Raw genomic sequence first — 24,722 nt, 5'->3', positions numbered from 1 at the left:
TTGAACAAAAAGACTGTCCTTCTTTATTTAGACAGTCTTTTTTATGTTAGTACAAGGCGATTAAATTATAAATCTTACGTTATGCTAACTATTTTATCAGAAAACACAATTTTTCCGTCATCTAGCAATATTATGTCCCCAAGAAAATTGTTCACCGCACTTACATTTGTTTTTTTGCACAAATTCTCAGGCGATTCTGTTAACACTATTTCACCATCAAACATAAAAGCTATTTTGTCGCTCATTAAAAATGCATCTTCTTTGTCGTGGGTGATCATAACAATGGTTGTATTAAATTTCTTATGTATTTTTAAAATAAAATCACGAATATAAATTTTCAGATTATTGTCAAGACCTGTGAAGGGTTCATCTAAGAGCAGTACCTTTGGTTCAACAGCCACTGCCCTCATTAAAGCCACCATTTGCTGCTGACCGCCTGAAAGCTGTGAAGGATATTTGTTTAAATGTCCATTCATATTAAAAAAGTCCATTAATTCATCTGTCTTTTTATCAATACGGCTTTGGCTTAATTTCTTCATCTTCATTCCAAACTGAATATTATCCTGCACACTTAAGTGAGGAAACAGTTTATTTGATTGATGAACCATAACAATCTGCCTTTTTTCCATGGGCACATGATTTATAGCGTTATTGTCCAATATAACCCTGCCGCTGTCAGGGGCAATAGCTCCTGTGATTACCCTCAGTGCAGTTGTCTTGCCTGCTCCGCTGGGCCCTAATATGGAAAACAACTGTCCTTTTTCAATATTTAAGTTGATATTTTTTAAAAGTTTATTTTTTCCTATAGAATAATTTATATTTTCTAAAGCTAAAAAGCTCATAGTATTTTTCCTTTGTTAAATGATTTTTCAATTAGCGAACATAGTGCCATTACTATTATACCATACAATATGTACATTAAAGTATACACTGATGAAATGTTTCTGTCAGAACCTGTAATGTAAGGTGTCATTATCATGGAGAAATTTACAAACCTTGAATCTCCTATGAAGAAATTTATAAAGTACTGTGAATACGAAATTATAAATGCCATAATAAAGCTTGTAACATAACCCTTTAAATAAATTGGCACATTGATTAAATAAAAAGACTTCCACCTTGAAGCACCCAGACCTCTGGCTATGTGCTCCTGCTCAATTCCCCAAACTTCATAGCATGAATAAACTATTTTAAAGGAATAAGGCAGAGAAAAATATATGTGAAGCAATATTACTATGAGTCCACTGCATCCGGAAAATAAGCTAAGAAACATTTTATGGCTTCCAATGCATACGCTGACAACAGGTAGAAGCATTGGAAGGTAAAACAAGCTTTCAAGCTGAATTTTATATTTAAAATCCGTTGTTATAAAAAATCTAGAAAGCATTATGCTTAAAATCAAAGAAATAAATGCTACCTGCAATGAATACACCACTGACTTTAATGCAATTATACAGTCTTGAGAATTAAAAAAATATGCAAAACCTCTTATTGTAAAATTTTGCGGAAGCAGATTTTCAGCTCCCCAACTTGAAAAAAACGACCATAAAATCATTGATACAAGAGGTAACAAAAGAAATATCATAATAACAATAAATATAATTTTATTTAATATTTTCATATTGCACCTTCATTCTCACTTTTTAAAAGCCTGTAGTATAAAACACAAAGCAATAAAGAAATTGCTATCATAACCATGTTCATTGTCATGCCGTAGGCACGGTATGTCATATCCGGATTTATATAATTATTATATACAAGCACTCCCATTGAAGGAGGATTTGATGGTCCTAAAAAATAAAAACCTTCGTATGCAAATAAATTATAATTAAATACAACTAAAGCAGAAGAAAGTATTGCTCTTTTGCAAAGGGGCAGTAAAATTTTTCTTACATACATAATATTTGTACAGCCAAGGTTTCTTGCAGCTTCCTTATATGCATCATCGGTTTTTAACAATATGGGATAAACAGAAAGTGCAATAAATGGAACTCCTTTAAACACATTGAGCAAAATAACGGCCAATCCCTTTGAATTATAAATAATATTTAAATTTTTTATTTCAAACCCCAAAAATTGAAACATGTGAAACAAAAGTCCTTTATCGCTGTATGTATTGTAAATTAAAACCGCTGCAGCAACATAAGACAAAAAAATCGGAAACCTGTATGAAACATTTACAAATGAATTTTTTGATTTAGCAACAACATATCCTAAATATGTGCCAAACACAGCCGACAACAAAGCTGATGTTAAAGCAACAAAAATACTGTACAAAAAACTACTCACAAATATCTTGTCCGTAAAAAGATTTGCATAGTATTTAAAGGTTAATTCATTTAAAAAAAGCTCAGGAATTAAACCTAAGCTTTCCTTTAAAGTATTTATTAGAACATATGCTGTAATGGAAAACACAATTAAAAATGAAGGCATTACTAAAATTGTGTTACTTATTTTATTGTTCTCCAAAAAGAACCACATCCTCCCAAACTTTTTCTATAATGTTTACCAAATCAGCTTTTAATTCAGGTTGCTTGTGATCGGACAGTTCATCATAGGCTAAAATACTATTTTTATATTGCTCTGAAGGTGTTAATGATTCATCAAGACTTTTTTGTTCATCTTCACTTAAGTTATCATATTCTAAAACCGGAAGGTCTCCCCATCCGCTCAAATCTGCTTTTGATATTTGCATTTCCGGAGAAAGCGCAGCTTCAATTAGCTTCATGGAATTTTCAACATGTGGTGCATTAGCTGCTATTGCCAGATAATGAGTATTGAAAGGTGTTCCATTTTCCCACACAAATGTTTCTGTGCTTTCGCTCCAGCTCTTGTCCATCACTTTACTCAATGCTTTGTTTGCATTGTAATCCATTGCTATATAAATTTCCTTATCCTGATATAAGCCGTCAAGCTGAGCAGAATCCTTTGGATATGTTTTTCCTTCCTTCCAAAGATATGGTTTTATTTCATTCAAATAGTTCATTGCAGGCATTACAGCTTCTTTAACTGTTTCATAATCTGCTGGAAGATCCTTAACATTTTCATAGCCTACAATATCGTATATAACAGTTCGTACAAAAGCAGAACCCACAAAATCAGTAGCTTCAGGATACGTGAATGCACCCGGATTATTTATAAGCATCTCTTTTAGCTCTTGAGAATTTTCTGGTGGTTCAGGCAACAGTTCCTTGTCATGAACAAAAACAAACTGAGCTTTTCCCCAAGGCGCTTCGTATCCTTCTGTTGGATATCCGAAATCCACAGTTGCCTCAGGTCCTTTTAAATCCACATATTTTTGCGCGTTTTCTATTTTATCCAAAAATGGCCCGTACAATAAATCATACTGTTTAGCATAATAAAAATTTTCTCCGTTAATCCATATAACATCAATAGAGCCATTGTTGCTGTAATTTTTCTCATTAGTAAGCTTCATTAAAATTTCATCAATATTCATTGGAACACGAACGACTTCAACACCGTAGTTCTCCAATGCATATGGCGCCAGTTTGCTGTCAATCCATTCATTGACTCTCTGATCACCGCCCCAACCGTATATGGTTACTGTATTATCTTCTTTGGGCCTATTAGCAAATATTGCTCCTAAAATAATAAACACTATTAATCCAATTATTATTATTTTATTTCTCATGAATTTCCTCCAACGCTTTTATAGCTTCTATAAGTCTTTGTATTGCAGTAAACAATACCAATCCGGCATATATAAATGCTATTTCTTTCATAAAGGAATTTAATATCATCATAACAGTAAACATTATAAATCCTTCAGTTCTTTCCATGAGGCCTGCCTGATAGCGAAAGCTTTTCTTCCCATTGTTCGTCATCAACATGCCTGAAGTTAAAAATACTGACATTGAAAGAACTATTGCACAAGTCAGACAGAGAAATGCAAAGGTAGATTCTTGGTGCTTAAGTGCAAACACAACTATAAAAGTTAGTTCAACCACTCTGTCAAAACAAATATCCAACAACGTTCCGGATTTAGTAATTAAATTCATTTTTCTTGCCATTGCCCCGTCTACAGCATCTAAAAATCCTGAAAACCACAACAGTATTATTGCTGCAAGAATGTTATTAAAATAATACATTATGCTTGCTAAGATTCCCACAACCAAAGCAATGCATGTGACTTGTGTGGGTTTAAACTTTGAATTAATAAAAAACTTCGATGTTATGTCAAAATATTTATCTAAATATTTTCTGCCATATGTGTCAAGCATTGCCTTGCTCCTTCTTAATAAAACTTACCGCATTAAATCTATTCACCCAAGACGATGAGGATTCCGTTTCAAACAACAGCTCAAGTACGTGTTTAGAATCGTAGGAGTTTTGTTTAAAAGTATCCCTGCATGAAGCGCAATAAGTAACTATCTTTTTTGAAGGTGCTTGTGATGCGCGAAGTTCAAAAAGCTTTTTGCCCTTTTCAGGATACAGTGCCATAAGCATATTTTTCTTGCCGCAGCAAACTGTATTTTCCCTGTTGTTTTTAAATTCCAGCACTTCAACTCCAAGTTTATTTAAAATATTTCTAACATGCTCCGCTGCCTCTATGTCATTGACTATTGGACAGGGATCATGAAGTGAATAAGCTTCGCCTTTCAAAATATTGTATTTTTCCTGTGGGAAAATTTCATCTATTATTGCCCATGCTGAATGCACATTGACTTCTTTGTATTCTGACAGTGTTACAAAACAGTTTGGGCACAGTGTGTATATGTTTTTTACTTTGTTTTCTTCAAACAATTTGTGCAGATTATCTTCTATTTTTTTATAGCCATCGCCATTATATATATGCTTTGACGGCTTACCGCAGCAATATGTGCTGTAAGCAAGTCCGGGCACTTTCTTTTTAAGAAGGTTATACGATTTCTCGGTTATTTCTTTTCCAAGAGATAAAACAGCACAGCCGGGCCAAAAAATATCCCGGCCCGGTTGTATATTAGCAAATATTTTACTATAGCTCATCAATTGATGATTTTTAACAATTAATTCTCTGTAGTTCATAGTTTATAGTTCTTTCGTTTTATTTTGTCTGTCATTGTATAAATGTTTCACTAAAATAACTAAAATACTCAGTGCAAACAATATTAACAGGGCAGTTACAAACATTTGCGCCCCACCTGTAAGCATTCCACCAACGTAGGAATAAATTATTGTTGCAGGCAGCTGTCCTATACCTGTCGCTACAAAAAACGGTATGAAACCTATTGATGTAAGTCCTGCTGCATAACTTATGTAGTCAAAGGATATAAAAGGAAGCAACCTACAAATTATTATGGTGTGTTTCCCGTACTTATCAAAAAATCCATCCACACTTTCAAGAGCAAACTTACTCGTAATTTTTTCAACTGCATCTCGTCCCAATATTCTTGCTATATAAAAGCACAGCGCTGCTCCTGCCATTGAACTGGTCCAAGATAAAATTGCACCCTGCCACCATCCGAATACTGCTGCATTGGCAAATGTTATCAAAAACGCAGGCAACGGCGCTGCCAATGATTGAAACATCATCAGAAAAAATGATACAACAGCAGCATAGACACCAAAGGACCTTACATATCCAATTATCATGTCAACGCTCATAGAGCTGAAAAGCATGAAAAGCCAGTTAATTTTAGATTTAACCTCTGGTATCAATAAATAAGATATCACAACTAATGCCAATATTGCAATAAGTATATATTTAATTATTCTTTTGTTTTTTAACGATGTATTACTGTTCATATTCCACCTAATTATTTTTCTAATTCGTTAACTGCACTCCATCTGTAAAAAGATTCATCATAGTTGTATGAGTTTTCAAAACCGGCCATTTCCAGAACAAGCTGCATATATGCAGATCTAATTCCAGCTGTACAGTATGTAACAATTTTATCATCTTTGCTTAATCCTGCATCTGCAAATATTTTTGTAATATCCTCGTTGGATTTTAAAGTGCCGTCTTCCTTAAATAAGTCTGTATATTTAATATGGATAGCTCCCGGTAAATATCCGCCATTTGCTTCTCCGTAAAGAACCTCCCCTTCGTATTCTTCATCTGCACGAACATCAACAACCTTATAACTGTCATAATCAGCGGCTAATGCATCTGTATTTATATTGTGTGCATTATTGATTTCAGAAACAACAACTTCCGCAGGAACAGGTTCTGCTGCCCCTTTTACTATATTTAATTCCGCATCACTTAAAGAAGCAAATCCGCCGTCAACCATTTTTACATTTTCGAAACCCGCAGCTATTAATTCCCAAGCTATTCTTCCTTCATCTCCCCAGCCTTTCTGCGCTGCTCCAAATATAATTATTTCTTTATCCTTGCTTATTCCAAGATTGCTCAGTGTTTCGCTTAATGTAGCAGGTTCAAGAATTGTCCCCCACATTGGGTCTCCCGGTTTTCCTTCCACATCAGCTAGCGTTTGCCAAACAACTGCAATTGCACCTTCAACAGTACCTTCTTTTGCAGCATCTGCACCTCTTGCATCAATTAACAATACATTATCTTTGCCTGAAGCTGATTTAACATATTCAGCGTTAACCAGATATTTTCCTTCAAAAGCTGAGCCTTCATTTGAATCAACAGGTTCTGTGACTTCAGGCTGCTCATTAGCAGCACATCCGGCTACAACCATACTTAACACTAAAATTAATACTAGAATCCTTGAAATTTTCATTTTCATTCTCTCCTATTGTTTTTTATATTAACATTTCTCATGTTAATTACTCATTATTGTTCACAATTTCAGATTTTAAGTTGAAAATTTTCTTTGGAAGTATAATAAGTGCACATAAGGCAACTAATAAAAAACTAGAATATAATACTATTTTATCCATTGCCATCGAACTGTAAGCCAACGCTCCAAAGCAAGTGTATATAAATGTGCCTGGCACCATAAAAATCAATGAATACCAAAAATATGTGTTAAACCTTATGTCCGTAATCCCGTAGACGTAATTTTGCAAATTAAACGGAAACAATGGAATCAATCTGCTTATAATTAATATTGTGTTGCCGTGTTCCTTAATGTAACTATCAAGTTTTGACATACGTTCGTTTTTCTCAGACATTTTCTTTACAGAATCCCTGCCTATGTATCTGCCTATTAAAAAAGACAAAGAAACTCCTATTGTTGATCCAATAACCACATAGACAGTACCCCAAAATGCCCCAAATATTATTCCCGCCAACACTGTTATTGGAAGTCCGGGAACAAATAAAACAGTGGCTAAAGCAAACATTACAATAAACACACAAGGTGCCATAATACCAAATGATTTAATGTACAGCTTAAGCTCATTAATGTTATCAAAACTGAAAAAATCATATATTTTATATTGCTTAATTACAATTATTAATACTAAAAAAGTAAGTATTATAAAAATTTTTTTCTTCATTATCATACCTTTAATTAATAAATTATCAAAGTCTATCACTTATATTAACACAATTAGACAGTTAATTCTAATAATATAAATTCATATGAAATAGGCAGTATAGAAGTTTTTTTTATATTAATACTATAAATACCATTACAATAATTTTAATTATTTAGATAAAATTGGAACCATATAAAAGTTTGGAAATATTTTTTATTTTTTTATAACTTTTATTCATGGTTACTTCGCTTGACTTAACATTTATTAACTGTTAGTATTTTAACGCTATAAAAAAACTATTTGGAGGCTAAAAATGAATAAAAGGTATATATCTCTGTTTCTTGCTCTTATACTAGTGGTAAGTGTATTTTCAGGATGCAGCCAAGAACAGAAGGACTCAACCGATGAACCTACAACTGACAAACCTGCTGAAGAGGAACAATTAGAAGAAGTAGAAGCTGTTGATGTAGAAAAAGTTTTCGTTACACCACAATGGTTGCAAAGTGTAATAGGTGGAAATCAAAATGAATCAGATAATTATATTATTTTGGAAGCTAGTTGGGGAACTGTTGATGACAGCCCTGATTACAATACAGGCCATATACCCGGCGCTGTACATGTAGACATATCAAGTATCGAAGGTGAACCATATTGGAATATTAAAACTCCCGAAGAAGTTGCGCAGGCAATGCTTGACCTTGGAATTACAAAAGATAGGACAGTAATTCTTTACGGTGCTGATGTTTCTGGAACTGCAAGAGTTGCGTATGCTTACCTTTGGGCAGGAGTAGAAAACGTTAAAGTTTTAGACGGCGGTCTGGATGCGTGGACAAATGCCGGATATGAATTAGAAACATTTGCAAACACTGCAACACCCGCAACAGACTTTGGAGCAACCGTTCCGGTACATCCGGAATACTGGACATCAATTGAAGATGCCGCAAAAAAAGTAAGTGAAGATCCTAATTTCCGTTTGGTAAGCATTCGTTCATATGAAGAATTCAAAGGGGAAACAAGTGGCTATTCATACATTGACAAAGCCGGCGAACCAAAAGGCGCCGTTTGGGGAAAAGCAGGAAGCGATCCTTATCACATGGAAGATTACACCCATGAAGACGGAACTTGCATAACAATGGATGAAATGAAAGAACTATGGGAAGGCCTAGATTTTACTTTAGATAACCACCTTGCTTTTTACTGCGGAACAGGCTGGCGAGCATCAATTCCGTTCTTGATTATGTATGAAAACGGATATACAAATATTAGTGTATTTGATGGCGGATGGTATCAATGGCAAATGAATGATGAACTTCCAGTACAACTTAATGATCCAAATGCCGGTGAAGTAGTCTACACAACGGTAGGTGAACTTCCTAATGATAAAGCAGCGAAATAAAATTTATTATATATTAATATTTTTGTTCGGCGCATTAGAAATTGCTGCAGTTATTGGAGCATACGCAGCTCATTACTACACCAAAACTCGCATGGGTATGCTGCGCCACGTTGTTTATCTAAATGGAAAATGGGAAAGACTAGTAAATATTCCTGCAATGAAATGGATTGCATTGGTAATCGTAGTTATTCTCATAATCTTTGCATGCATTCTTTATAAAAAACAAAGGAAGAATTCCATAACTGTGAAAGTAGCAGCCATAATAACTACAGCCATAAGTTTATGGACAGTATACTACTTGCTGTTTTACAATACGGTGATTCATCGTGCCTATTATATTGTAAGTATGTGCTTCATAGTAATGACCCTATTTCAGCATATTTTATACTATTGCCTTTATCAAATCAAAAATTAAATCGATTAATAAATTAACTGGCAAAAATGAGACGTTCGGTGCATGAACGTCTCATTTTTATGCTAATTTATAAACTCTATCTCTCGCAATCTATTTTTTCTTAACAGGAATCCAAATTTCACTGTAGTAATTTTCATCCTTAACTCCATTTAGATAATCCTCAGAATTTGTATACATTTCAACGTCGAGGCCTGCTGCAATTTCATAATCTCTACAGTTAGGTAGCCATTCCGAATAAATTTTATTGTTCACATCCTGTAAGGATTTTGGCATTGCACCTGTGCATGGAAAAACAGCCCAAGTGTACTTTGGAATAGTTTTTGTTATAACCCCCTCTGGCAATTCTTCAGCTTCATTAAAACTGTCTGCAATCATATATTCAAATTCATCTGAGCCCATGCTCTCATCTATGCATATACCGTACATTCCACATACTTGATTTTTCTTTCCCTCTTGATAATACTCTGCCCAAAACTTAGGAATTTCTGCAACTGCACCTTCATACTTAAACATCTTTGATACACCCCTAACAACAAAAGAATCTTTTTCAACAATTTTGTAATCCATAACATAACCGCCTTCCAATGAAAATTTGATTTTTAGAGGAGCAAATGATTTAATCATTGCTCCGTCTTTACGAACAGAAGTAGGTGTGACACCATGAAATCTGGTAAATGCTTTTGTGAAGCTGTCCGGTGAATCATATCCGTATTTCATTGCAATATCAATTATTTTATTGTCAGTGGAAACAAGCTCACTGCCGGCAAGTGTAAGCCTGCGCTTTCTTATATACTCTCCAACTGTAAAGCCGCAGAGCATTGCAAATCCCTTTTGAAAATAGAAGAGAGACATAAACGCTTTTTTCGCAACATCCTCCACAGTTATTTCTTCTGTAATATTCTCCTCAATATAGCTTACAACTTCACTTATTTCTTCAATCCAACCCATATCATCACTCCTGCTTACTAATATAGATTAACTCTTTTTAAATGGCTATGCCCGACTTTTTGTGTTATCTTTTGTCTAATATAAAAAATAATATTAAACTACTCTTCTCAGTTCTCCTGTTACAGAGTTAATTACAAGTCCATACAGCTTTATATCCTTCGGTATAAGAGGGTGATTGCGAATCATATCCACAGATTTCTTAATAGAAAAATCCAAGTCCATAAAACCACCCAGCCATGAATCAAAATCAACACCAAAATATTTAATCATATCAATATTTTCATTTGTTATGCCACGCTCTCTCATTTTTTCTATCATTTTTTTGCTATCTGTATATCTAGCACCGCAATCCGTGTGGCCAATTATCAAAATTTCCCTCACATTTAATTCATAAATACCTATGAGAAGACTTCTCATTGCACTTCCAAAAGGATGTGAAACGACTCCTCCTGCATTTTGAATTATTTTTGCATCACCATTTTTAAGTCCCAGGGCCGAAGGCAGTAATTTAGTTAATCTCGTATCCATACAGGAAACTATGGCAACTTTTTTGTCTGGATATTTGCTTGTTACATACTTTTCATACTCTTTATTTTCTACGAAAGCCCTATTAAACTGCAACATTTCGTCAATCATAACTCATCCTCCAACTCTTACTAATTTTCTTTAAATTGGTCATTTATTTTTTTAAAGTGAAGCTCACAATACGGACTCCTTAATTACTAATTAACACAGAATATTTTTAATTCGACCTCATCTTCATCAGACCTGCCTGTCTCCTTAAAACCTAGTTTCTTGTATAGATTATACGCCTGTAAATTACGAGGCTTGCATGTTAACAGCACAATATCCGACTTGCCAAATGGTTTTTCTCGAATAAGCTCTAACAAGCACCTCATGGCATTTTCTCCGTATCCTTTTCCCTGCTCTGATTCGTCAATCATCATGTGCCATATATTATATGTTTCTTCATCATAGTCATATATGAGCATAACATATCCAACCATTTTTTCAGCATTGTATATGCCGAATGGAATACATTGAGCATAGTAAACATAAGCTTGAGCCAGGCTGCGAATAGGATGAGAAACGTAATCTTCCTGTCCTTTACCTAATTTTAAATTAAAGCACTCTATAAAATTTGATTCATCAATTCTTTTCAATGTAATGTTATTCATAATTCCTCCGTTCTTAATTAAGAGGGTTAGATAGAGTTAACCCTCCATCTCAATATATCAATCACTATATAAATTATCTTCATAATGAACATCTCCTTTCAAAAATTGATATCTATATAAATACAAGTCTCCTTGTAACACTTTAATTTTCATGTATTAATCACCTTTTTCATATTCAGGTTCTTTTATGTAATTTCGTAAGCTTCATAGCTATAATTTATATTCTTTAATCTTATATCTTATAGATCTTTCACTTATTCCAAGACTGTTAGCAGTCCATTTTCTATTCTGCCTGTTATTTTTCAAGGCAAATTCTATCGCCTTTTTCTCTATGTCCTCCAACGTCTCCCCTTCGTATATTTTTATATAATTATCACTTACATTATCATTTATTCTTATCATCTTATGATTATTAAAATTCAAAGAATCAACGCCAATGTATTCATCTCCGCATAGTAAGACTGCCCTTTGAATAATATTTTCAAGTTCTCTTACATTCCCTAAGTATTCATAGTTCTTAAGTTGATTCATAGCATCATCTGTTATGCCTTTGATCTCTTTGTTATATGAAATTCTGTACTTATCAATGAAGTGAGGAACCAATAAATCAAGGTCTTCAATCCTTTCCCTAAGAGGAGGAGCAACAATATTTATTACATTAATTCTGTAATACAAATCTTCTCTGAAGTTCCCTGACTTTATCTCTTCTTCTAGATTACGATTAGTTGAACATATAATTCTGACATCTACAGGGTAATTCTTCTCATCACCTATATGTCTTATTTCCTTTTCTTGAATAAACCTAAGGAGTTTAGATTGCAGCTTAATATTCATTTCTCCTATTTCATCTAAAAACAGTGTGCCTTTTTCAGCTTTCCTGATTAAACCGATATCATCCTTAGTAGCTCCTGTAAATGATCCTTTTTTATATCCAAACAATTCACTCTCCAAAAGCTCATTTGGCATCGCAGCACAGTTTATTGCTATAAAAGGTTTGCCTGCCCTGTTGCTGCTACTATGTATTGTCTGAGCTATTAATTCTTTGCCGGTTCCGCTTTCACCTGTTATCAGGACTGTTGCGTCAGTATCTTTTATTTTATCCACTATGCTTTTAATATCCAGAATTGCTTTTGATTCTCCGATAGGTGTTTTCCGCAAGTGTCCTTGCAATAAGTCCAGTTCTTTTTTTAGGTTCAGTTTTTCAGCTGCTGTATTGAGCAAAATTAAAAGCTGATCGTTGTCTATTGGCTTTGTAATAAAGTAATATGCCCCGGATTTTATAGCTTTAATTGAGTTCTCAATTGTTGAATAGGCCGTCATGATAATTACTACAGCGTTTGGATCCACAGCAAGCAACTCGTCCATAAGAATGAGACCGCTGCCTTCTGACAGTCTTAAATCCAGCAATACTAAGCTGATTTTTTCCTCTATGAATATCCTCTTTGCATCACTGACGTTGTCGCTTGTGTATACATGGTAGCTGTCTTCAAGGAGAAATTTTAGAGCTCGCAATATATTATTTTCATCGTCAACTATCAATATTTTAGTCTTCATTTTTTACTCCCATCCTTACTGTTAAAAATACAAATAACCCGCTGGTCTTCTTATTATTTCCAGCTACAATTTTTCCTCCGTTTTCTTCCACAAGTTTTTTAACAATAAACATACCTACACCATTTCCATTATCTTTTGTGGTATAAAACGGTTCAAATATATAGTCTAAGGACTCATCATCCATCCCACATCCATTGTCTACAATCTCAATATTTACATTTTTGCCATCAACATATCCATTTATTTTTATAGTTGGATTCTCAGTACCAATAAGTGCATCCTTACTGTTTAGAATAATATTTATAATAGTTTGCTTAAAGTGACTTAAATCAAACTCAATATAAATATCCTCAGGGATTTTCAAATCTATATTAATATCTCTAATTTGCAATTTAATAAATTTAATAGCATTTTCTAATTCGTTTTTAAGATTCAATACTTTAATTTGCGGTTTTCTCGGAGAAGTGTACTCCATAAACTCTTTAATCAGATCATCTATTCTGTCTATTTCTTCAGGAATATCTTCTGCAGCTGCAAGCATAAATTCCTTATTATCCATTTTATTCTTCATTTGAGTTGTATAAATTTTTATTGATGTTAAAGGGTTTCTAATTTCATGCGCAAGAGAGGATATTATTTTATCCATAAATTGAAGCTTGTCATAATTTCTCAGCTCATTTATAAGGAGTTTTTCCTCTCTGGTTTTTTCTTCTATTATTCTGTTTAGCTTCCTGTTAATCAATTGAACGCTGAGAACTATTAATGAAAGTATAAATAAAAAAAATAAAAGCATTTTAATTTTCATTTCAGTTTCTTTACTTGTATTTTTTATAGGTGTCCCGAACCACTTCCTGTGTAATACATCATACATACCATTATTTTGTATTTCATCTAATCCTTCATTCAGCTTTCTTAATAATTGTGGATTGTCCTTTGAAACCGCCATAGAATACTTTTGCTCATTAAGCTTCTGCCCAACAATTTTAATCTGGTCAATCCAGTTGTTTTCCTTGCAAATATAATTAACAGTAAGGGTATTTCCAACCATGGCTTCTACCTCACCGTTAATTAGGGCCTCAGTTGCCTCCTCCATGGTATCATACTGAATTATTGTTATATCTTTAATCATGCTCAATTCAAGATATACAATATCCTCCCTCAGTACAGACACAACTTTGTTTACAAGGTTAGAATTATCATTAATCGAGTAATTATTATTCCTTACAAAAACTGATTGGGAATTAAGGAGTAGAGAGTCTGTAAAATTAAACCTGGCCCTCCTATCGTCAGATTCTTTCATACCCTGGATAATATCTGCCTGGTTTCTTTCTATGGAATAAAAGGCATCCTCCCATTTCATCGGCATAAATTCAAACTCCATGCCTGTTACAAGACTTATCGCTTTAAGCAAATCTACGTTAAATCCTTTGTAAATACCGTCGCTGTCCAAAAACTCATAAGGGGGAAATTGGATATCTCCGGCTACTCTAAAAGTATCTGTATCTGAGAAGCCGTAGGCAATGGCTGTATTCATAAAAAGTATCAATATAAGTAAAACAGTAGCTTTTTTAATCATTTTATCTACCCTTCTAAACATGTGTACCAGTAGTTTCTATATTACCACACGAAGTTAATCAATTCTACAAAAAATGTTTTCCAACAAGAAAATAATACCTCTGTCAATTTAACAGAGGTATCTTCTATCTCTTTACTTACCTGTTGCAAATTCAGTAATAATTACAGGTAACTTAGCGTTTAAAATTTTTACTTTGTCTTCATTATCAGTTTCTATAATGTATAATGAAAATCCATCTACTTTCCTTTTGCCACCATGCTCTGGCAGCTCTAAAGTAAACTCATTTACAGAGAAGAATGTTACAACTTCTGATTTTTTAAGAAGATATTCTTCCTTCTCGTTAAGTATTTGCATTTTAGAAAGAAATCCGCTTTTTACAATGAAATTATAATCTCTGCAGTCCAGAGTATTCTTTGAAAAAGTGTTCCATGATCCGTCGAAGTATTCAACATCGTATTTTCTGAGGCTTCTGTCATAAAGTCTGCTGTGCTTCAAGCTAAGCTCTCCATTTAAGGGCAGAATATATCTCTGGTATCCGGTAAAATCCGAAAATGTAGATTCTGTTGAAGTAAAGGTTGCAGATGAAATTCTCCACAAAAAATCCTTATTAGAAAACACAGAATCATACGGATAAATTGCCAGCTGTGTAGTTTCTCCGCCGGCCCATTTTGTGGTCACAAAGTTTTCCTTTTTAATAATTTTTTCTTTCATTCCTTCACCCTCTCAAAAGTTAATTTAATACTCATCGAAAGCCTAATATATTTTAAGTTCCTTTATCACTCTATTGAACTCTTCTAGTTTCTCTTCGTCCTTAACCAGCGGAAGGTTAGCCTCAATGTTTATTAAGCATCCATTGGTTCCTATCTTCGCCATCTCACGTCCGATTACTATGTCGGAATTACAGTTTGGATTAGTCTTGCCTTCCAGCTCTGCTCCAATATCGTAAATCCTTCGGCAAAGTTTTGCATTTTCCATTGGAGCAGTAGCTCCAACTACTCCTGCATCAGCGATTGCTTTTTTCCTTATTTCTTTTTCTTCTTCAGTTCCTTTAGGAAGCTTGTACGCATTGATTATAACACCATACGCATTGGCATCATCCACTATCCCGGCCAACAGCTTTTCTCTTAATTCTTCAAGCTCCTTCGCATACTCCAATTGGCTTTCAGAAGATATTCCAAAATCCTTCTTTGTGGACAGCTTGCAAACCATCCCTATAAGTCCACAGGCTAAAGCTCCAGATAAGGCTGAGGCACTGCCTCCTCCAACTGTAACGTCATCTGTATCTAAAATCAGCTCTAATACACTTTTATAGTCCATGCTTTTCTCCTCTTTTCTTTCTACTAAATTAATACTATAAGGGCTCGCAAAATGCAAGCCCAAAAGTTTTATAATTTTATAAAATATGCAAATTATTTATTGCTCGTCCAGCAATCTCTTTTCCAATATTTGATCAATGCTAAAGTTTTCTATCTGCAAGTAATACTCAGCAACATCAAGAAGAGATTTCATAGGTATAGTTCCGATTACTTCGCTGCCAACTACATTCACACCATATCTTCTCGCTTCCATCTTTATCATTTCAAAGGCTTGATATACAGCTGACTTTTCATAGTTTACAAGGTTCATTGAAACCTGTGTTTGATTTCTTTCTTCAAGCTTAAGTCCTATAGCCTTTACATATCTAAGTCCGCCACCTAAATGTCTTACTTTTTTTGCAATTTTATCTGCGACTTCAACATTTGGTGTATCCAAGTTTACATTGAATGCCACGAGAGGAACTCTCGCTCCTACGGCAGTAGCACCGCTTTTTGAATTCATTTCTTGAGGCCCGAAGTCCGGCTTCCATTTATCTTCTTTAATTTTTTCAAAGAAACCTTCATATTGTCCTTTTCTTACAGATGCAAGATTTCTTCTATCTTCCTTTGTGCATGCATCCTCATACAGGTACACAGGTATCCCCCAGCTTCCAAGCTCAGCTCCTACCTCTTTAGCTGTTTCAATACAATCACCAATAGTCACATTAGAAACCGGAGTAAAAGGAATAACATCTGTAGCTCCCATTCTTGGATGAGCGCCTTCATGCTTTGTCATATCAATAAGTTCCGCTGCTTTTCTCGCTGTATTAATTGCAGCCTCCTTAATCTTTTCCGGTGATCCAATCATTGTTAAAACTGTTCTGTTGTGATCTTTGTCAGATGAGTAATCTAAAATTGTAATACCTTCAATTTTTCTTGCCTCATCAACAATTTTTTCAACTAAAGCTTCATCTCTTCCTTCACTAAAGTTTGGCACACATTCCATTAATTTTCTCATAATAACCTCTCTTTGATTTTACATTAAATTTTCCACAAAGGTTTTAATAAACCAAATTGTTTGTGGCTGATAAATTATATCTACTAAGAATGCTCCGACTATTGGAACAATCATCATTGCCTTTCTGCTCATACCGTATTTCTCATTAACAGCTGTCATATTAACTATTGCTGAAGGAGTAGCTCCTAATCCGTGTCCAGCAAGACCTGATACCATAACTGCAGCATCGTAGTTCTTCCCAAGGATTCTGAATACTACGAAATATCCAAACAGCGATACAAGCAGTACTTGTGAGAATACAACTACAAATACTCCGCCTATCAATCCTGATAGCTCCCAGAGCTTTAAAGTCATTAATGCCAGTGATAAGTATAAGTTAAGCATTACATTTCCAATTTCATCAACCAGAGTAAAGTCGAATCTATATAAATTTGCTTTTTCGTTAATATTTCTAAGAATTACGGCTACAAACATTGCACCTACATATGTTGGGAATCCCATGTTTATCAATTTACTTATCCAACCGGCAATAATAGAACCAAATGCCATGCAGACTAAAATAGCTGCCACATTTTTAATTATATCAAGTGAACTAAGTTTATTCCCAGAACTTGCATTTATATCTGTAACAGAGGTATCGAAACTTGAATCATCCTCAGGCTTAAGGTTATACTTAACAATAAGTCTTCTACCCAGCGGCCCACCTATAAGGACTGCTGATATCAGACCGAAAGTTGCTGCTGCAGCTCCTACCAGCGGCGCAGCTTCATATCCCATTTCAGAAAATGTATTTCCGTAAGAAAGCGCTGCTCCGTGTCCCCCGATCATAGAAATAGCACTGGATAACAAAGCATACGGAGCTTCCAAACCAATTACCTTGGATATAGCAATGCCCATTGTATTTTGCAATATTGAAACCACACCTGCAATAAGCCAGTACACAACAAGTAATTTACCGCCCTTAACAAGCAGCTTATAGCTTGCTCCAAGACCTACTGTTGTAAAGAAAGCTAACATAAATGCATTTTGGAACATGTTGTCAAAGCTAAAAGCAAAAGTTCCGGTCAAATGTCCAAGCCACGTAATAAACATAAATATGAATCCACCGATTACAGGTGCCGGGATACAGTATTTGTCTAATAATTTAACTTTATTCTTGACAAAATATCCCAAAAGTAATAATGCCGCAGCAAATGCCAAAGTAACTGTTGAATCAACGCTAATTGATATAAGTCCTTCAATTAATTCAAACTTCATAATATCCTCCTTTTAGTTATCATATAGATTCGGGCTAACGATTTCATTCGTCACTTCTTTCACCCATACTTTCTCTATAATAATTAGCAAAATACAGGCCAACTTTTTTGTGTTCTGAAAAACCTCTATTTTTCAGTTAGTTTAAATATTTAGAAAATATAATTCGCTTAATTTCAGGCAAAAAATACCCTGCAAAATTTGCACAGTGCAAATTTTGCAGGGTATTTGTATGAAAACAGGCATAGAAGGTTCGGTTTCTATGCCTGTTAAAAATCAAGTATTCTTTTTAATTCTTTAACCCTATTCCGGCTTACAGTAATATTCATATCTTGTATCTTTATTAGATATGCACCATTAAACCATGCCGTCACTTCCGTAATTTCATTTATATTAACAATATAATTTCTATGGCATCTGAAAAATTTTGAAGGGTCAAGCTTGCTCTCTAACTTTGTAAGAGATTGATTATACAGGTAATCCTTTTCCTTTATACGCAAAAATACCTCTCTATCTTTTGCGTATGCAAACATCAAATCCGACTGTTCGAAAAAAATATATTTTTCATCAATTTTATATGCAATCCTGTTATTATTTGCGGATTCTGTATTAGATTCATGCTCCTTGGCTTCCACCGTTTGAATCATCCTTTTTACAAGGTCAAGTTTTTTTCTTACATCTTTTTCTGAAATTGGTTTGAGGATGTAGCCAACCGCATTAACCTTGAAAGCATCTAATGCATAATTGTCATATGCTGTAACATAAACTATGTATGGCGGGTCTTGCATCTCCTTAATAATCTTTCCAATTTCAATACCGTCCATACCTGGCATCTCTATATCCAACAAAAGAACATCTGGTTTGTTATTAGTGAGCATTTTCAACACCTGAGTTCCATTGTTAACAGGCGGCATAACGTTAAAGTCTTGAATTTTTGAGACAATGTAAGTTAGTTCTTCACGTACATGCTCTTCGTCATCAGCTATCAAGATATTAATCATTTTTGGCCTCCTCCCCTACTGTATGAATAGGAATTTCAATAACGACATTTGCACCGTTATTATTTGAAATATCAAATATATAGCCATTACCATATATACTTTTCAATCTCGAATTAATATTGTTCAATCCAATTCTTGCATCTTTTGTTATCATATGTTCTCTAAAATTCCCTATAATTTCACTGTTAAATCCCCGTCCATTGTCCGTAACGTTTACAATAAGACGTTCTGCTGCAATTTTTGCTGAGATTTTAATCTCAAGCATATGATTCTCGCTCTCCATCATACCATGAATTATTGAATTTTCCACAAGAGGCTGTATTGCAAAAGTAGGGAATAAAACATCATATACTTCTTCCTGTACATTTATAGATAAATTAATTCTATCTCCAAATCTAGCTTCCTGTAAATCCATATATGATTTAATAAGCTTCAGTTCTTCAATAAAAGGAATCATATCCCCTCGCTCACTAAGACTTCTTCGATAAAAATCAGCCAGATCGATTATAAGATCTTGGGCTTTTTTCGGGTTCATTCGCACCATGGTTTTAATAACATTAAGAGTATTGTATAGAAAATGAGGATTTACTTGAGCTTTCAATGCATTGTACTCTGACTTAATCAAAAGCTTTTCCTGATCGTATATTATTGAGTTCTGAATCTGAAGGCTCAGCAACCCAGCGATACCTTCTATCATTTTAATATCTGTCGGTACGATTTCATTAGTAGGCTTATAAAAATGTAATTCTCCTGTTATTTCGTCATTGAGCCACAAAGGAGCCCTAATAATTGAAAAATCCTGGTAATGATTGATTTCCGACCCCTTGTCCCATTGACTTGAAACAATATGACTATCGGTAGAAAACTTATGTCCTGTATATGTAACTTCACCGCTGACACTTACAAGAGCTACAGCTGGTATGCCAACATAGTCATATATAATCTGAGCAATCTTCTCCATGCTTTCTTTTGTGCATCCTTCCTTCAAAAATATCAAAGTACGCTTTGCTATTTCCAAGGATTTTTCAGCATAGTTGGCACCTGTTAGGTTCTGGTTGTACTGAATGTCCTTGATTAATGATATCAACATCACAGCACCGATTGGGTTAATGATAATCAAATTTATACCTACCATTGAAAAATACACACCAGATAGTATTCTGGGCTGCAAAGAAAAAAGAATCATAAAAAGATTTATCAATTCTATTGACAAGGCCCATAAATAAACCATATATAGTTTTACTTTCCTTTTTTTATGCACTTCAAAGAAAAGTCCTCCTGCCAACCCAGCCAACAGAATTGTCAAAGCATCAGGTGCAATAGTAGCATTCTCAACGGTCAGGCGAAACAAAGCTCCGATGATACCGGAAATAGCCCCTACCATTACGCCGCCAATCATTCCACCTGCCAAAGGCCCTATGAAGCTGCTATGAATTTTAATACCGCTAAAGACTTCCATTGCAGTTACCGTTCCAAGCATGGTTAACCCACCGAAGAAAACACCTATTAATGCCTTTTCTTTTGTGGCAGCTATTTTCAGAATTGTACGCTTAAAACTTTTCAACTTGATTATTGGATATGCAGCTAATGAAATCAATGCTACTATCATTAAGTTTTCAATAATTCTTTCCACGACTGCCACCTTTCTTGAAGTGAAATATCTGCATTCATTGGTTTAACTATATCACAGGTATTATTATAAATCAATATTTGGAGTCGGGCTGCAATGACTCTCCTGTCTATTTATAATTGCAGCCTATTTCTTTAAGCTTTTCATCTACCCAAGGACGGTCGTAAATACCGTCATTTTGTATCAATTCCAGCAATTTCGCTTCTTTTTCCTCCAGTTGTTTTACCGCTTTTAGAATAGCCGGCGCTTCTGAAGGGTTTATTGCAATCACCCCGTCTCTATCTCCAACAACTATGTCCCCTGGATTAATAATTTTCCCGCCTACTACTACCGGAACATTAATCTCCCCCGGGCCATTTTTATAAGGTCCATTAGGCGTACAGCCTCTTGAAAAAACAGGGAAATCCATCTTTCCAATAGCATCTGCATCTCTGACGCAACCATCCACCACAATCCCCGCAATACCTCTGCTTCGGCAATATGATGCCATCAATTCACCTAGAATTGCGCGCTCTTTGCCACCGCCGGCATCAATAACGATAATATCACCTGGTTTGGCAAGGTCCATCGCTTTGTGAAAGTACAAATTGTCACCTGCCGGCACACGTATCGTATAAGCCGTACCGCAAAGGCTTAATCCATTCATTGAATTAATGTCAGCGTCAATGGCAGAAAGTCGATTCATACAATCTCCAATATTAGCCACAGGAATTCCTCGAAATGCTTCTACCAACTCTTTTGGCGGGCGCTGAAACTCCATAATTATTTGATTCCCTACATTATTCATTTTCGGCTCCTTGATAATTATCCTCTTCCGCTTCACCGGTAATAAAGCCATTTTTTATTTTTTCCCTTTTTCTATGATTTGCAATGACTGGCGAAACTACAGCCAACACGATCATCAACATTAGTACAACACAAATTGGTCTTCCCAGCAAATAAGGTATTAGGGATCCCTTTGCCATAACCATGCTTCTTCTCAAACTGCTTTCAGCCAATGGGCCTAAAATCATAGCCAACACTACAGGTGCAGGATGAAATCCTGTTTTCTTCATAGCATAACCTATTAGACCAAACACCAACATTACGTATACATCAAACATGCGGTTATTGATTGCGTATGAACCAACAATGGAGAAAATAACTATACTTGGAAGCAGTATTACCAAAGGTACATTTGTAACCTTAACTATATGCTTAGCTGATAAAAGTCCCAGAATTCCCATTAGGATGTTTGCAAATATTAATCCAATAATTACTGAGTAAGTTATAGTGGCATGCGTCGTGAAGAGTTCTCTGCCAGGCACGAGGCCTTGAATCATCAGGCCGCCAAGAAGAACTGCCGCAACAGCACTTCCCGGTATTCCCAAAACAAGCAGAGGAATAAGTGCTCCACCGGTAACTGCATTGTTTGCAGCTTCTGGAGCCGCAACACCTTCAATGCACCCCTTACCAAACTTTTCCGGATTCTTTGACAGTCTTTTTGCTTCATTGTATCCGACCCATGATGCAATATCTCCACCTGCTCCAGGCAACATTCCTACGAATAATCCAATCAGTGAGGAAATACCTATTGTTGGAAGTATCTGTTTGAGAGTTTTCCACGAAGGAAGTACCTTTCCCTCTATTTCACCTATCTTCACCTTTTTCTTATCTTTGATTACTTCAAGCTGTGTCAACACCTGTGAAAGGGAAAAGAGACCTATCATTGCCGGAACAAGAGCTATGCCTGACTCAAGATTTGTTAATCCAAATGTAAAACGGGGAAATCCGGTCAGCATATCCGTTCCTATCAAACCTATTATGAGTCCAAAAACACCTGATAAAAGCCCTTTCACTATTGAATCTGTAGCCAGACTGGCAATGATTGTCAGCCCAAAGACAGCTATAAGGAAATATTCGGGATTACTGAATTTTAATGAAACCAAAGACAACGGAGGAGCTAAAAACAATAATGCAAATCCACTTACAACACCTCCTATCATAGAAGAAACAGTAGAAACACCTATAGCTTCCAATCCTCTTCCCTGCTTTGTCAGTTGATAGCCGTCAAGTGCCGTGGCAGCCGAAGAAGGTGTTCCCGGTGTATGAAGCAAAATAGCTGATATAGATCCGCCGTATATTGCCGAAGTATATATGGCTGTCAGCATAACAAGTCCCGGAACGGCTCCCATGCTAAAAGTCAGAGGAATCAGCAGAGCTACAGCCATAGTAGCACTTAGTCCGGGCAGTGCTCCTACAATCATACCTGCAACAACTCCTGTGATCAATCCTATAATTGTAGTTGGTTCTAATAGTTGTATCATTACATCCATAATTATATTAGACGTCATATTAATCTTCCTTTCTTAAAATAGCAATCCTTGCGGCAAAGGCACATTGAGCTGAGCAACAAAAATGAAATATATAAAAATGTTTAAGGCTACTACAGTAACTCCAATTTTAATTACAGACCGCACTTTGTTTACAAGCATGAATGCTATTATGAATAACGCCGTAGCCGTAAAAAAACCAGTAACATTCATTAAAACTATATAAGTAATTATCAACCCTAAGCCTATCCACATTTCTTTATTGCCAAACGAAGGATTTTTTTCCTCGCTATTATTAATCTTCCTTCCATTAAATACTAGCATCAATCCTAGCACTCCGAACAAAACTGATAATGCTTTAGGAAATAATGAACTTTGAGCTGGCAAATTTCCCGTCATACTGAAAAGCAAAATGGAAAATGCTATAATTGCAAGCCCTGAAAAAAAATCTATCCTATTCTTCATAAAAATCTCCTATTTGTTATGGGGTTCTTCATATTGAAAAACCCCAAGTTTGTTTAACACTCTTACCACTCAAGTACATCTTTTATTTCGATGATATTTTTCTCGTCTTCCTCTAAAAACTCTCGATACTCATCTCCTGAAATCGGATATACCATATATCCCAATTCTTCAATTTTCTTAATTTGTTCAGGATTGTTTAAAGCTTTTTCAAAAGCATCTATTACAATTTTAACTTTTTCTTCATCTACACCCTTTGCAAAAGATAATCCTCTAGCAGAAAATGTTACAATCTCAGGCAATCCTGCCTCATTTAAAGTTGGAACATCAGGCAAAAATTGACTTCTGTCAGGCGCCATTACAGCCAACGCGCGAAGTTCACCGTTCTTGACAGCTGTTGCTACACTTCCTACATTATCAAAATATACATCCACGTGACCGCCTATAACTGCCGCAAGCATCTCGCTTGTCCCACCTTGATGAACCGGTACAAAGTTCGTTCCAACTGCATCGTTAATTCTAAGTTGTGCAATGTGGTCATCCCCTGCATAACCTGTCGTAGTTGCAGTTACATCATTTTCTTTTGCATAAGCAATTAAATCCTCAATAGTTTCAAATCTTTCATCATCAGCTCTAACTGCAATTGCTCCATAATCCAATACATGATTAGAAATAAGTTCAAAATCATCAAGGCTGTTATCTCTTCCAAATTCAGGGTTCAAATAACCAGTCATCAGGTTTGGAGTGTTTATATACCCGATAGTATATCCATCTTTTTCAGCATTTAAAAACTCTGTCCATCCTGTCCAGCCTCCGCCACCAGGCTTATTGATAACATTCAATGGCACTCCAAGTTCAGCTTCAACATATGGCAATAAAATTCTTGCAGCTATATCTGTATTACCTCCCGCCGAGAAAGATACAATAACGTTAATCGGCTTGTTTGGGTAGCCCTCCTCAACAGTGCCTTCAGCATCGCCAGAAGTTTCAACATCTGCACCTCCATCGTTTGCTCCGCAGCCAACAACAAACAACGTAAGCATCAAAACTAATAAAATTGAAATAAACCTTTTCATATTACTCCTCCTAAAATCTTCAATTAATTTACATAAGTATAGCACTATAACCAAAAACGTAGTTAATTTAATTGACCATGAGCATTATTTCTCTACAAGCGGTATTAATTAACCTACCAATGACATAATAATTTCCTTACAAGTAACATTACTGGTAATAAAAAGAAATTTATACTTGACAATTTCCACACTACACTTGTAGTGTTGGAGGTGGT

At 35.2% G+C, this 24,722-nt stretch carries 26 protein-coding genes; 2 read left to right on the top strand and 24 right to left on the bottom strand.

The window, feature by feature from the left end:
- Positions 1–74: 74 nt before the first annotated feature.
- From ACS3UD_RS01900 to ACS3UD_RS01860, 9 genes are read right to left on the bottom strand one after another with little or no spacing between them, the layout of a single operon-like run.
- Positions 75–842, bottom strand: coding sequence for an ABC transporter ATP-binding protein (locus tag ACS3UD_RS01900; protein WP_308138021.1), 768 nt, complete (start codon positions 840–842; stop codon positions 75–77).
- The gene (locus tag ACS3UD_RS01895; RefSeq protein WP_308138022.1) at positions 839–1,621 is read right to left on the bottom strand and encodes an ABC transporter permease; all 783 of its coding nucleotides are present in this window, start codon (positions 1,619–1,621) and stop codon (positions 839–841) included. Before ACS3UD_RS01895 ends, ACS3UD_RS01900 begins: the two co-directional genes overlap by 4 nt.
- The gene (locus tag ACS3UD_RS01890; protein WP_308138023.1) at positions 1,618–2,469 is read right to left on the bottom strand and encodes an ABC transporter permease; all 852 of its coding nucleotides are present in this window, start codon (positions 2,467–2,469) and stop codon (positions 1,618–1,620) included. The genes ACS3UD_RS01895 and ACS3UD_RS01890 overlap by 4 nt, the downstream gene beginning before the upstream one ends.
- Positions 2,456–3,652, bottom strand: a complete 1,197-nt coding sequence (locus tag ACS3UD_RS01885; RefSeq protein WP_308138024.1) for an ABC transporter substrate-binding protein — start codon at positions 3,650–3,652, stop codon at positions 2,456–2,458. Before ACS3UD_RS01885 ends, ACS3UD_RS01890 begins: the two co-directional genes overlap by 14 nt.
- Positions 3,642–4,241, bottom strand: a complete 600-nt coding sequence (locus tag ACS3UD_RS01880) for a CDP-alcohol phosphatidyltransferase family protein (protein WP_308138025.1) — start codon at positions 4,239–4,241, stop codon at positions 3,642–3,644. The genes ACS3UD_RS01885 and ACS3UD_RS01880 overlap by 11 nt, the downstream gene beginning before the upstream one ends.
- Positions 4,234–5,025 carry a (Fe-S)-binding protein gene (locus ACS3UD_RS01875; RefSeq protein WP_308138026.1) on the bottom strand — a complete coding sequence of 264 codons (792 nt, stop codon included), beginning with the start codon at positions 5,023–5,025 and terminating at the stop codon, positions 4,234–4,236. The genes ACS3UD_RS01880 and ACS3UD_RS01875 overlap by 8 nt, the downstream gene beginning before the upstream one ends.
- A 3-nt stretch (positions 5,026–5,028) precedes the next feature.
- Entirely contained in the window at positions 5,029–5,745 is a 717-nt protein-coding gene (locus tag ACS3UD_RS01870; RefSeq protein ID WP_308138027.1) for a TVP38/TMEM64 family protein, read from the bottom strand.
- An 11-nt stretch (positions 5,746–5,756) separates the two neighbouring features.
- A complete protein-coding gene (locus tag ACS3UD_RS01865; RefSeq protein WP_308138028.1) occupies positions 5,757–6,689 on the bottom strand; it encodes a sulfurtransferase in 933 nt (310 codons plus the stop codon).
- Between the two features lie 46 nt (positions 6,690–6,735).
- On the bottom strand, positions 6,736–7,410 hold the full coding sequence (locus tag ACS3UD_RS01860) for a TVP38/TMEM64 family protein (RefSeq protein ID WP_308138029.1): 675 nt from the start codon (positions 7,408–7,410) through the stop codon (positions 6,736–6,738).
- Positions 7,411–7,705: 295 nt separating this feature from the next.
- On the opposite strand from ACS3UD_RS01860, the gene ACS3UD_RS01855 reads away from it, so the two are divergent.
- Together ACS3UD_RS01855 and ACS3UD_RS01850 are read left to right on the top strand one after the other, a co-directional pair.
- On the top strand, positions 7,706–8,788 hold the full coding sequence (locus ACS3UD_RS01855) for a sulfurtransferase (protein ID WP_308138030.1): 1,083 nt from the start codon (positions 7,706–7,708) through the stop codon (positions 8,786–8,788).
- On the top strand, positions 8,769–9,203 hold the full coding sequence (locus ACS3UD_RS01850) for a hypothetical protein (protein WP_308138031.1): 435 nt from the start codon (positions 8,769–8,771) through the stop codon (positions 9,201–9,203). Before ACS3UD_RS01855 ends, ACS3UD_RS01850 begins: the two co-directional genes overlap by 20 nt.
- 90 nt (positions 9,204–9,293) lie before the next feature.
- On the opposite strand, the gene ACS3UD_RS01845 is transcribed toward ACS3UD_RS01850, so the two are convergent.
- The 15 genes from ACS3UD_RS01845 to ACS3UD_RS01775 form a co-directional block, all read right to left on the bottom strand.
- The gene (locus ACS3UD_RS01845) at positions 9,294–10,151 is read right to left on the bottom strand and encodes an AraC family transcriptional regulator (RefSeq protein ID WP_308138032.1); all 858 of its coding nucleotides are present in this window, start codon (positions 10,149–10,151) and stop codon (positions 9,294–9,296) included.
- Between the two features lie 93 nt (positions 10,152–10,244).
- Positions 10,245–10,787, bottom strand: a complete 543-nt coding sequence (locus ACS3UD_RS01840) for a beta-class carbonic anhydrase (protein ID WP_308138033.1) — start codon at positions 10,785–10,787, stop codon at positions 10,245–10,247.
- 86 nt (positions 10,788–10,873) lie between these two features.
- A complete protein-coding gene (locus ACS3UD_RS01835; RefSeq protein WP_308138034.1) occupies positions 10,874–11,329 on the bottom strand; it encodes a GNAT family N-acetyltransferase in 456 nt (151 codons plus the stop codon).
- A 210-nt stretch (positions 11,330–11,539) separates the two neighbouring features.
- Positions 11,540–12,883, bottom strand: a complete 1,344-nt coding sequence (locus ACS3UD_RS01830; RefSeq protein WP_308138035.1) for a sigma-54-dependent transcriptional regulator — start codon at positions 12,881–12,883, stop codon at positions 11,540–11,542.
- Positions 12,873–14,459 carry a transporter substrate-binding domain-containing protein gene (locus ACS3UD_RS01825; RefSeq protein ID WP_440977720.1) on the bottom strand — a complete coding sequence of 529 codons (1,587 nt, stop codon included), beginning with the start codon at positions 14,457–14,459 and terminating at the stop codon, positions 12,873–12,875. The genes ACS3UD_RS01830 and ACS3UD_RS01825 overlap by 11 nt, the downstream gene beginning before the upstream one ends.
- Before the next feature lie 132 nt (positions 14,460–14,591).
- Positions 14,592–15,170: a HutD family protein gene (locus tag ACS3UD_RS01820; RefSeq protein ID WP_308138037.1), complete on the bottom strand. Its 579-nt coding sequence runs from the start codon at positions 15,168–15,170 to the stop codon at positions 14,592–14,594.
- 42 nt (positions 15,171–15,212) lie between these two features.
- Positions 15,213–15,776 (bottom strand): cyclodeaminase/cyclohydrolase family protein, encoded by a 564-nt coding sequence (locus ACS3UD_RS01815; protein ID WP_308138038.1) that lies wholly within the window; start codon positions 15,774–15,776, stop codon positions 15,213–15,215.
- Positions 15,777–15,872: 96 nt separating this feature from the next.
- Positions 15,873–16,772, bottom strand: coding sequence for a glutamate formimidoyltransferase (gene ftcD, locus ACS3UD_RS01810; protein WP_308138039.1), 900 nt, complete (start codon positions 16,770–16,772; stop codon positions 15,873–15,875).
- 18 nt (positions 16,773–16,790) lie between these two features.
- The gene (gltS, locus tag ACS3UD_RS01805; RefSeq protein ID WP_308138040.1) at positions 16,791–18,029 is read right to left on the bottom strand and encodes a sodium/glutamate symporter; all 1,239 of its coding nucleotides are present in this window, start codon (positions 18,027–18,029) and stop codon (positions 16,791–16,793) included.
- A gap of 266 nt (positions 18,030–18,295) precedes the next feature.
- Positions 18,296–19,027 (bottom strand): LytR/AlgR family response regulator transcription factor, encoded by a 732-nt coding sequence (locus tag ACS3UD_RS01800; protein ID WP_308138041.1) that lies wholly within the window; start codon positions 19,025–19,027, stop codon positions 18,296–18,298.
- Positions 19,020–20,660: a histidine kinase gene (locus tag ACS3UD_RS01795; RefSeq protein WP_308138042.1), complete on the bottom strand. Its 1,641-nt coding sequence runs from the start codon at positions 20,658–20,660 to the stop codon at positions 19,020–19,022. The genes ACS3UD_RS01800 and ACS3UD_RS01795 overlap by 8 nt, the downstream gene beginning before the upstream one ends.
- Before the next feature lie 106 nt (positions 20,661–20,766).
- Positions 20,767–21,444, bottom strand: a complete 678-nt coding sequence (locus ACS3UD_RS01790) for an RraA family protein (RefSeq protein WP_308138043.1) — start codon at positions 21,442–21,444, stop codon at positions 20,767–20,769.
- Positions 21,437–22,990: a tripartite tricarboxylate transporter permease gene (locus tag ACS3UD_RS01785; protein ID WP_308138044.1), complete on the bottom strand. Its 1,554-nt coding sequence runs from the start codon at positions 22,988–22,990 to the stop codon at positions 21,437–21,439. The genes ACS3UD_RS01790 and ACS3UD_RS01785 overlap by 8 nt, the downstream gene beginning before the upstream one ends.
- A 15-nt stretch (positions 22,991–23,005) precedes the next feature.
- The gene (locus ACS3UD_RS01780) at positions 23,006–23,434 is read right to left on the bottom strand and encodes a tripartite tricarboxylate transporter TctB family protein (protein ID WP_308138045.1); all 429 of its coding nucleotides are present in this window, start codon (positions 23,432–23,434) and stop codon (positions 23,006–23,008) included.
- Positions 23,435–23,496: 62 nt separating this feature from the next.
- Entirely contained in the window at positions 23,497–24,507 is a 1,011-nt protein-coding gene (locus ACS3UD_RS01775) for a tripartite tricarboxylate transporter substrate binding protein (protein ID WP_308138046.1), read from the bottom strand.
- Positions 24,508–24,722: the final 215 nt, after the last annotated feature.

The sequence above is a fragment of the Sedimentibacter sp. LTW-03 genome (assembly GCF_052059825.1).
GTDB lineage: Bacteria > Bacillota > Clostridia > Tissierellales > Sedimentibacteraceae > Sedimentibacter.
This window is presented reverse-complemented; position numbering and strand designations above follow the sequence as displayed.

Bases quoted from the DNA above. Each gene is read 5' to 3' on its own strand.
- ACS3UD_RS01790 (WP_308138043.1), bottom strand. From the start codon at position 21,444: ATGAATAATGTAGGGAATCAAATAATTATGGAGTTTCAGCGCCCGCCA.
- ACS3UD_RS01800 (WP_308138041.1), bottom strand. From the start codon at position 19,027: ATGATTAATATCTTGATAGCTGATGACGAAGAGCATGTACGTGAAGAA.
- ftcD (WP_308138039.1), bottom strand. From the start codon at position 16,772: ATGAGAAAATTAATGGAATGTGTGCCAAACTTTAGTGAAGGAAGAGAT.
- ACS3UD_RS01840 (WP_308138033.1), bottom strand. From the start codon at position 10,787: ATGATTGACGAAATGTTGCAGTTTAATAGGGCTTTCGTAGAAAATAAA.
- ACS3UD_RS01855 (WP_308138030.1), top strand. From the start codon at position 7,706: ATGAATAAAAGGTATATATCTCTGTTTCTTGCTCTTATACTAGTGGTA.
- ACS3UD_RS01885 (WP_308138024.1), bottom strand. From the start codon at position 3,652: ATGAGAAATAAAATAATAATAATTGGATTAATAGTGTTTATTATTTTA.
- ACS3UD_RS01865 (WP_308138028.1), bottom strand. From the start codon at position 6,689: ATGAAAATTTCAAGGATTCTAGTATTAATTTTAGTGTTAAGTATGGTT.
- ACS3UD_RS01845 (WP_308138032.1), bottom strand. From the start codon at position 10,151: ATGGGTTGGATTGAAGAAATAAGTGAAGTTGTAAGCTATATTGAGGAG.
- ACS3UD_RS01780 (WP_308138045.1), bottom strand. From the start codon at position 23,434: ATGAAGAATAGGATAGATTTTTTTTCAGGGCTTGCAATTATAGCATTT.
- ACS3UD_RS01860 (WP_308138029.1), bottom strand. From the start codon at position 7,410: ATGAAGAAAAAAATTTTTATAATACTTACTTTTTTAGTATTAATAATT.
- ACS3UD_RS01785 (WP_308138044.1), bottom strand. From the start codon at position 22,990: ATGACGTCTAATATAATTATGGATGTAATGATACAACTATTAGAACCA.
- gltS (WP_308138040.1), bottom strand. From the start codon at position 18,029: ATGAAGTTTGAATTAATTGAAGGACTTATATCAATTAGCGTTGATTCA.
- ACS3UD_RS01870 (WP_308138027.1), bottom strand. From the start codon at position 5,745: ATGAACAGTAATACATCGTTAAAAAACAAAAGAATAATTAAATATATA.
- ACS3UD_RS01880 (WP_308138025.1), bottom strand. From the start codon at position 4,241: ATGCTTGACACATATGGCAGAAAATATTTAGATAAATATTTTGACATA.
- ACS3UD_RS01850 (WP_308138031.1), top strand. From the start codon at position 8,769: ATGATAAAGCAGCGAAATAAAATTTATTATATATTAATATTTTTGTTC.
- ACS3UD_RS01820 (WP_308138037.1), bottom strand. From the start codon at position 15,170: ATGAAAGAAAAAATTATTAAAAAGGAAAACTTTGTGACCACAAAATGG.
- ACS3UD_RS01815 (WP_308138038.1), bottom strand. From the start codon at position 15,776: ATGGACTATAAAAGTGTATTAGAGCTGATTTTAGATACAGATGACGTT.
- ACS3UD_RS01830 (WP_308138035.1), bottom strand. From the start codon at position 12,883: ATGAAGACTAAAATATTGATAGTTGACGATGAAAATAATATATTGCGA.
- ACS3UD_RS01900 (WP_308138021.1), bottom strand. From the start codon at position 842: ATGAGCTTTTTAGCTTTAGAAAATATAAATTATTCTATAGGAAAAAAT.
- ACS3UD_RS01775 (WP_308138046.1), bottom strand. From the start codon at position 24,507: ATGAAAAGGTTTATTTCAATTTTATTAGTTTTGATGCTTACGTTGTTT.
- ACS3UD_RS01825 (WP_440977720.1), bottom strand. From the start codon at position 14,459: ATGATTAAAAAAGCTACTGTTTTACTTATATTGATACTTTTTATGAAT.
- ACS3UD_RS01895 (WP_308138022.1), bottom strand. From the start codon at position 1,621: ATGAAAATATTAAATAAAATTATATTTATTGTTATTATGATATTTCTT.
- ACS3UD_RS01835 (WP_308138034.1), bottom strand. From the start codon at position 11,329: ATGAATAACATTACATTGAAAAGAATTGATGAATCAAATTTTATAGAG.
- ACS3UD_RS01875 (WP_308138026.1), bottom strand. From the start codon at position 5,025: ATGAACTACAGAGAATTAATTGTTAAAAATCATCAATTGATGAGCTAT.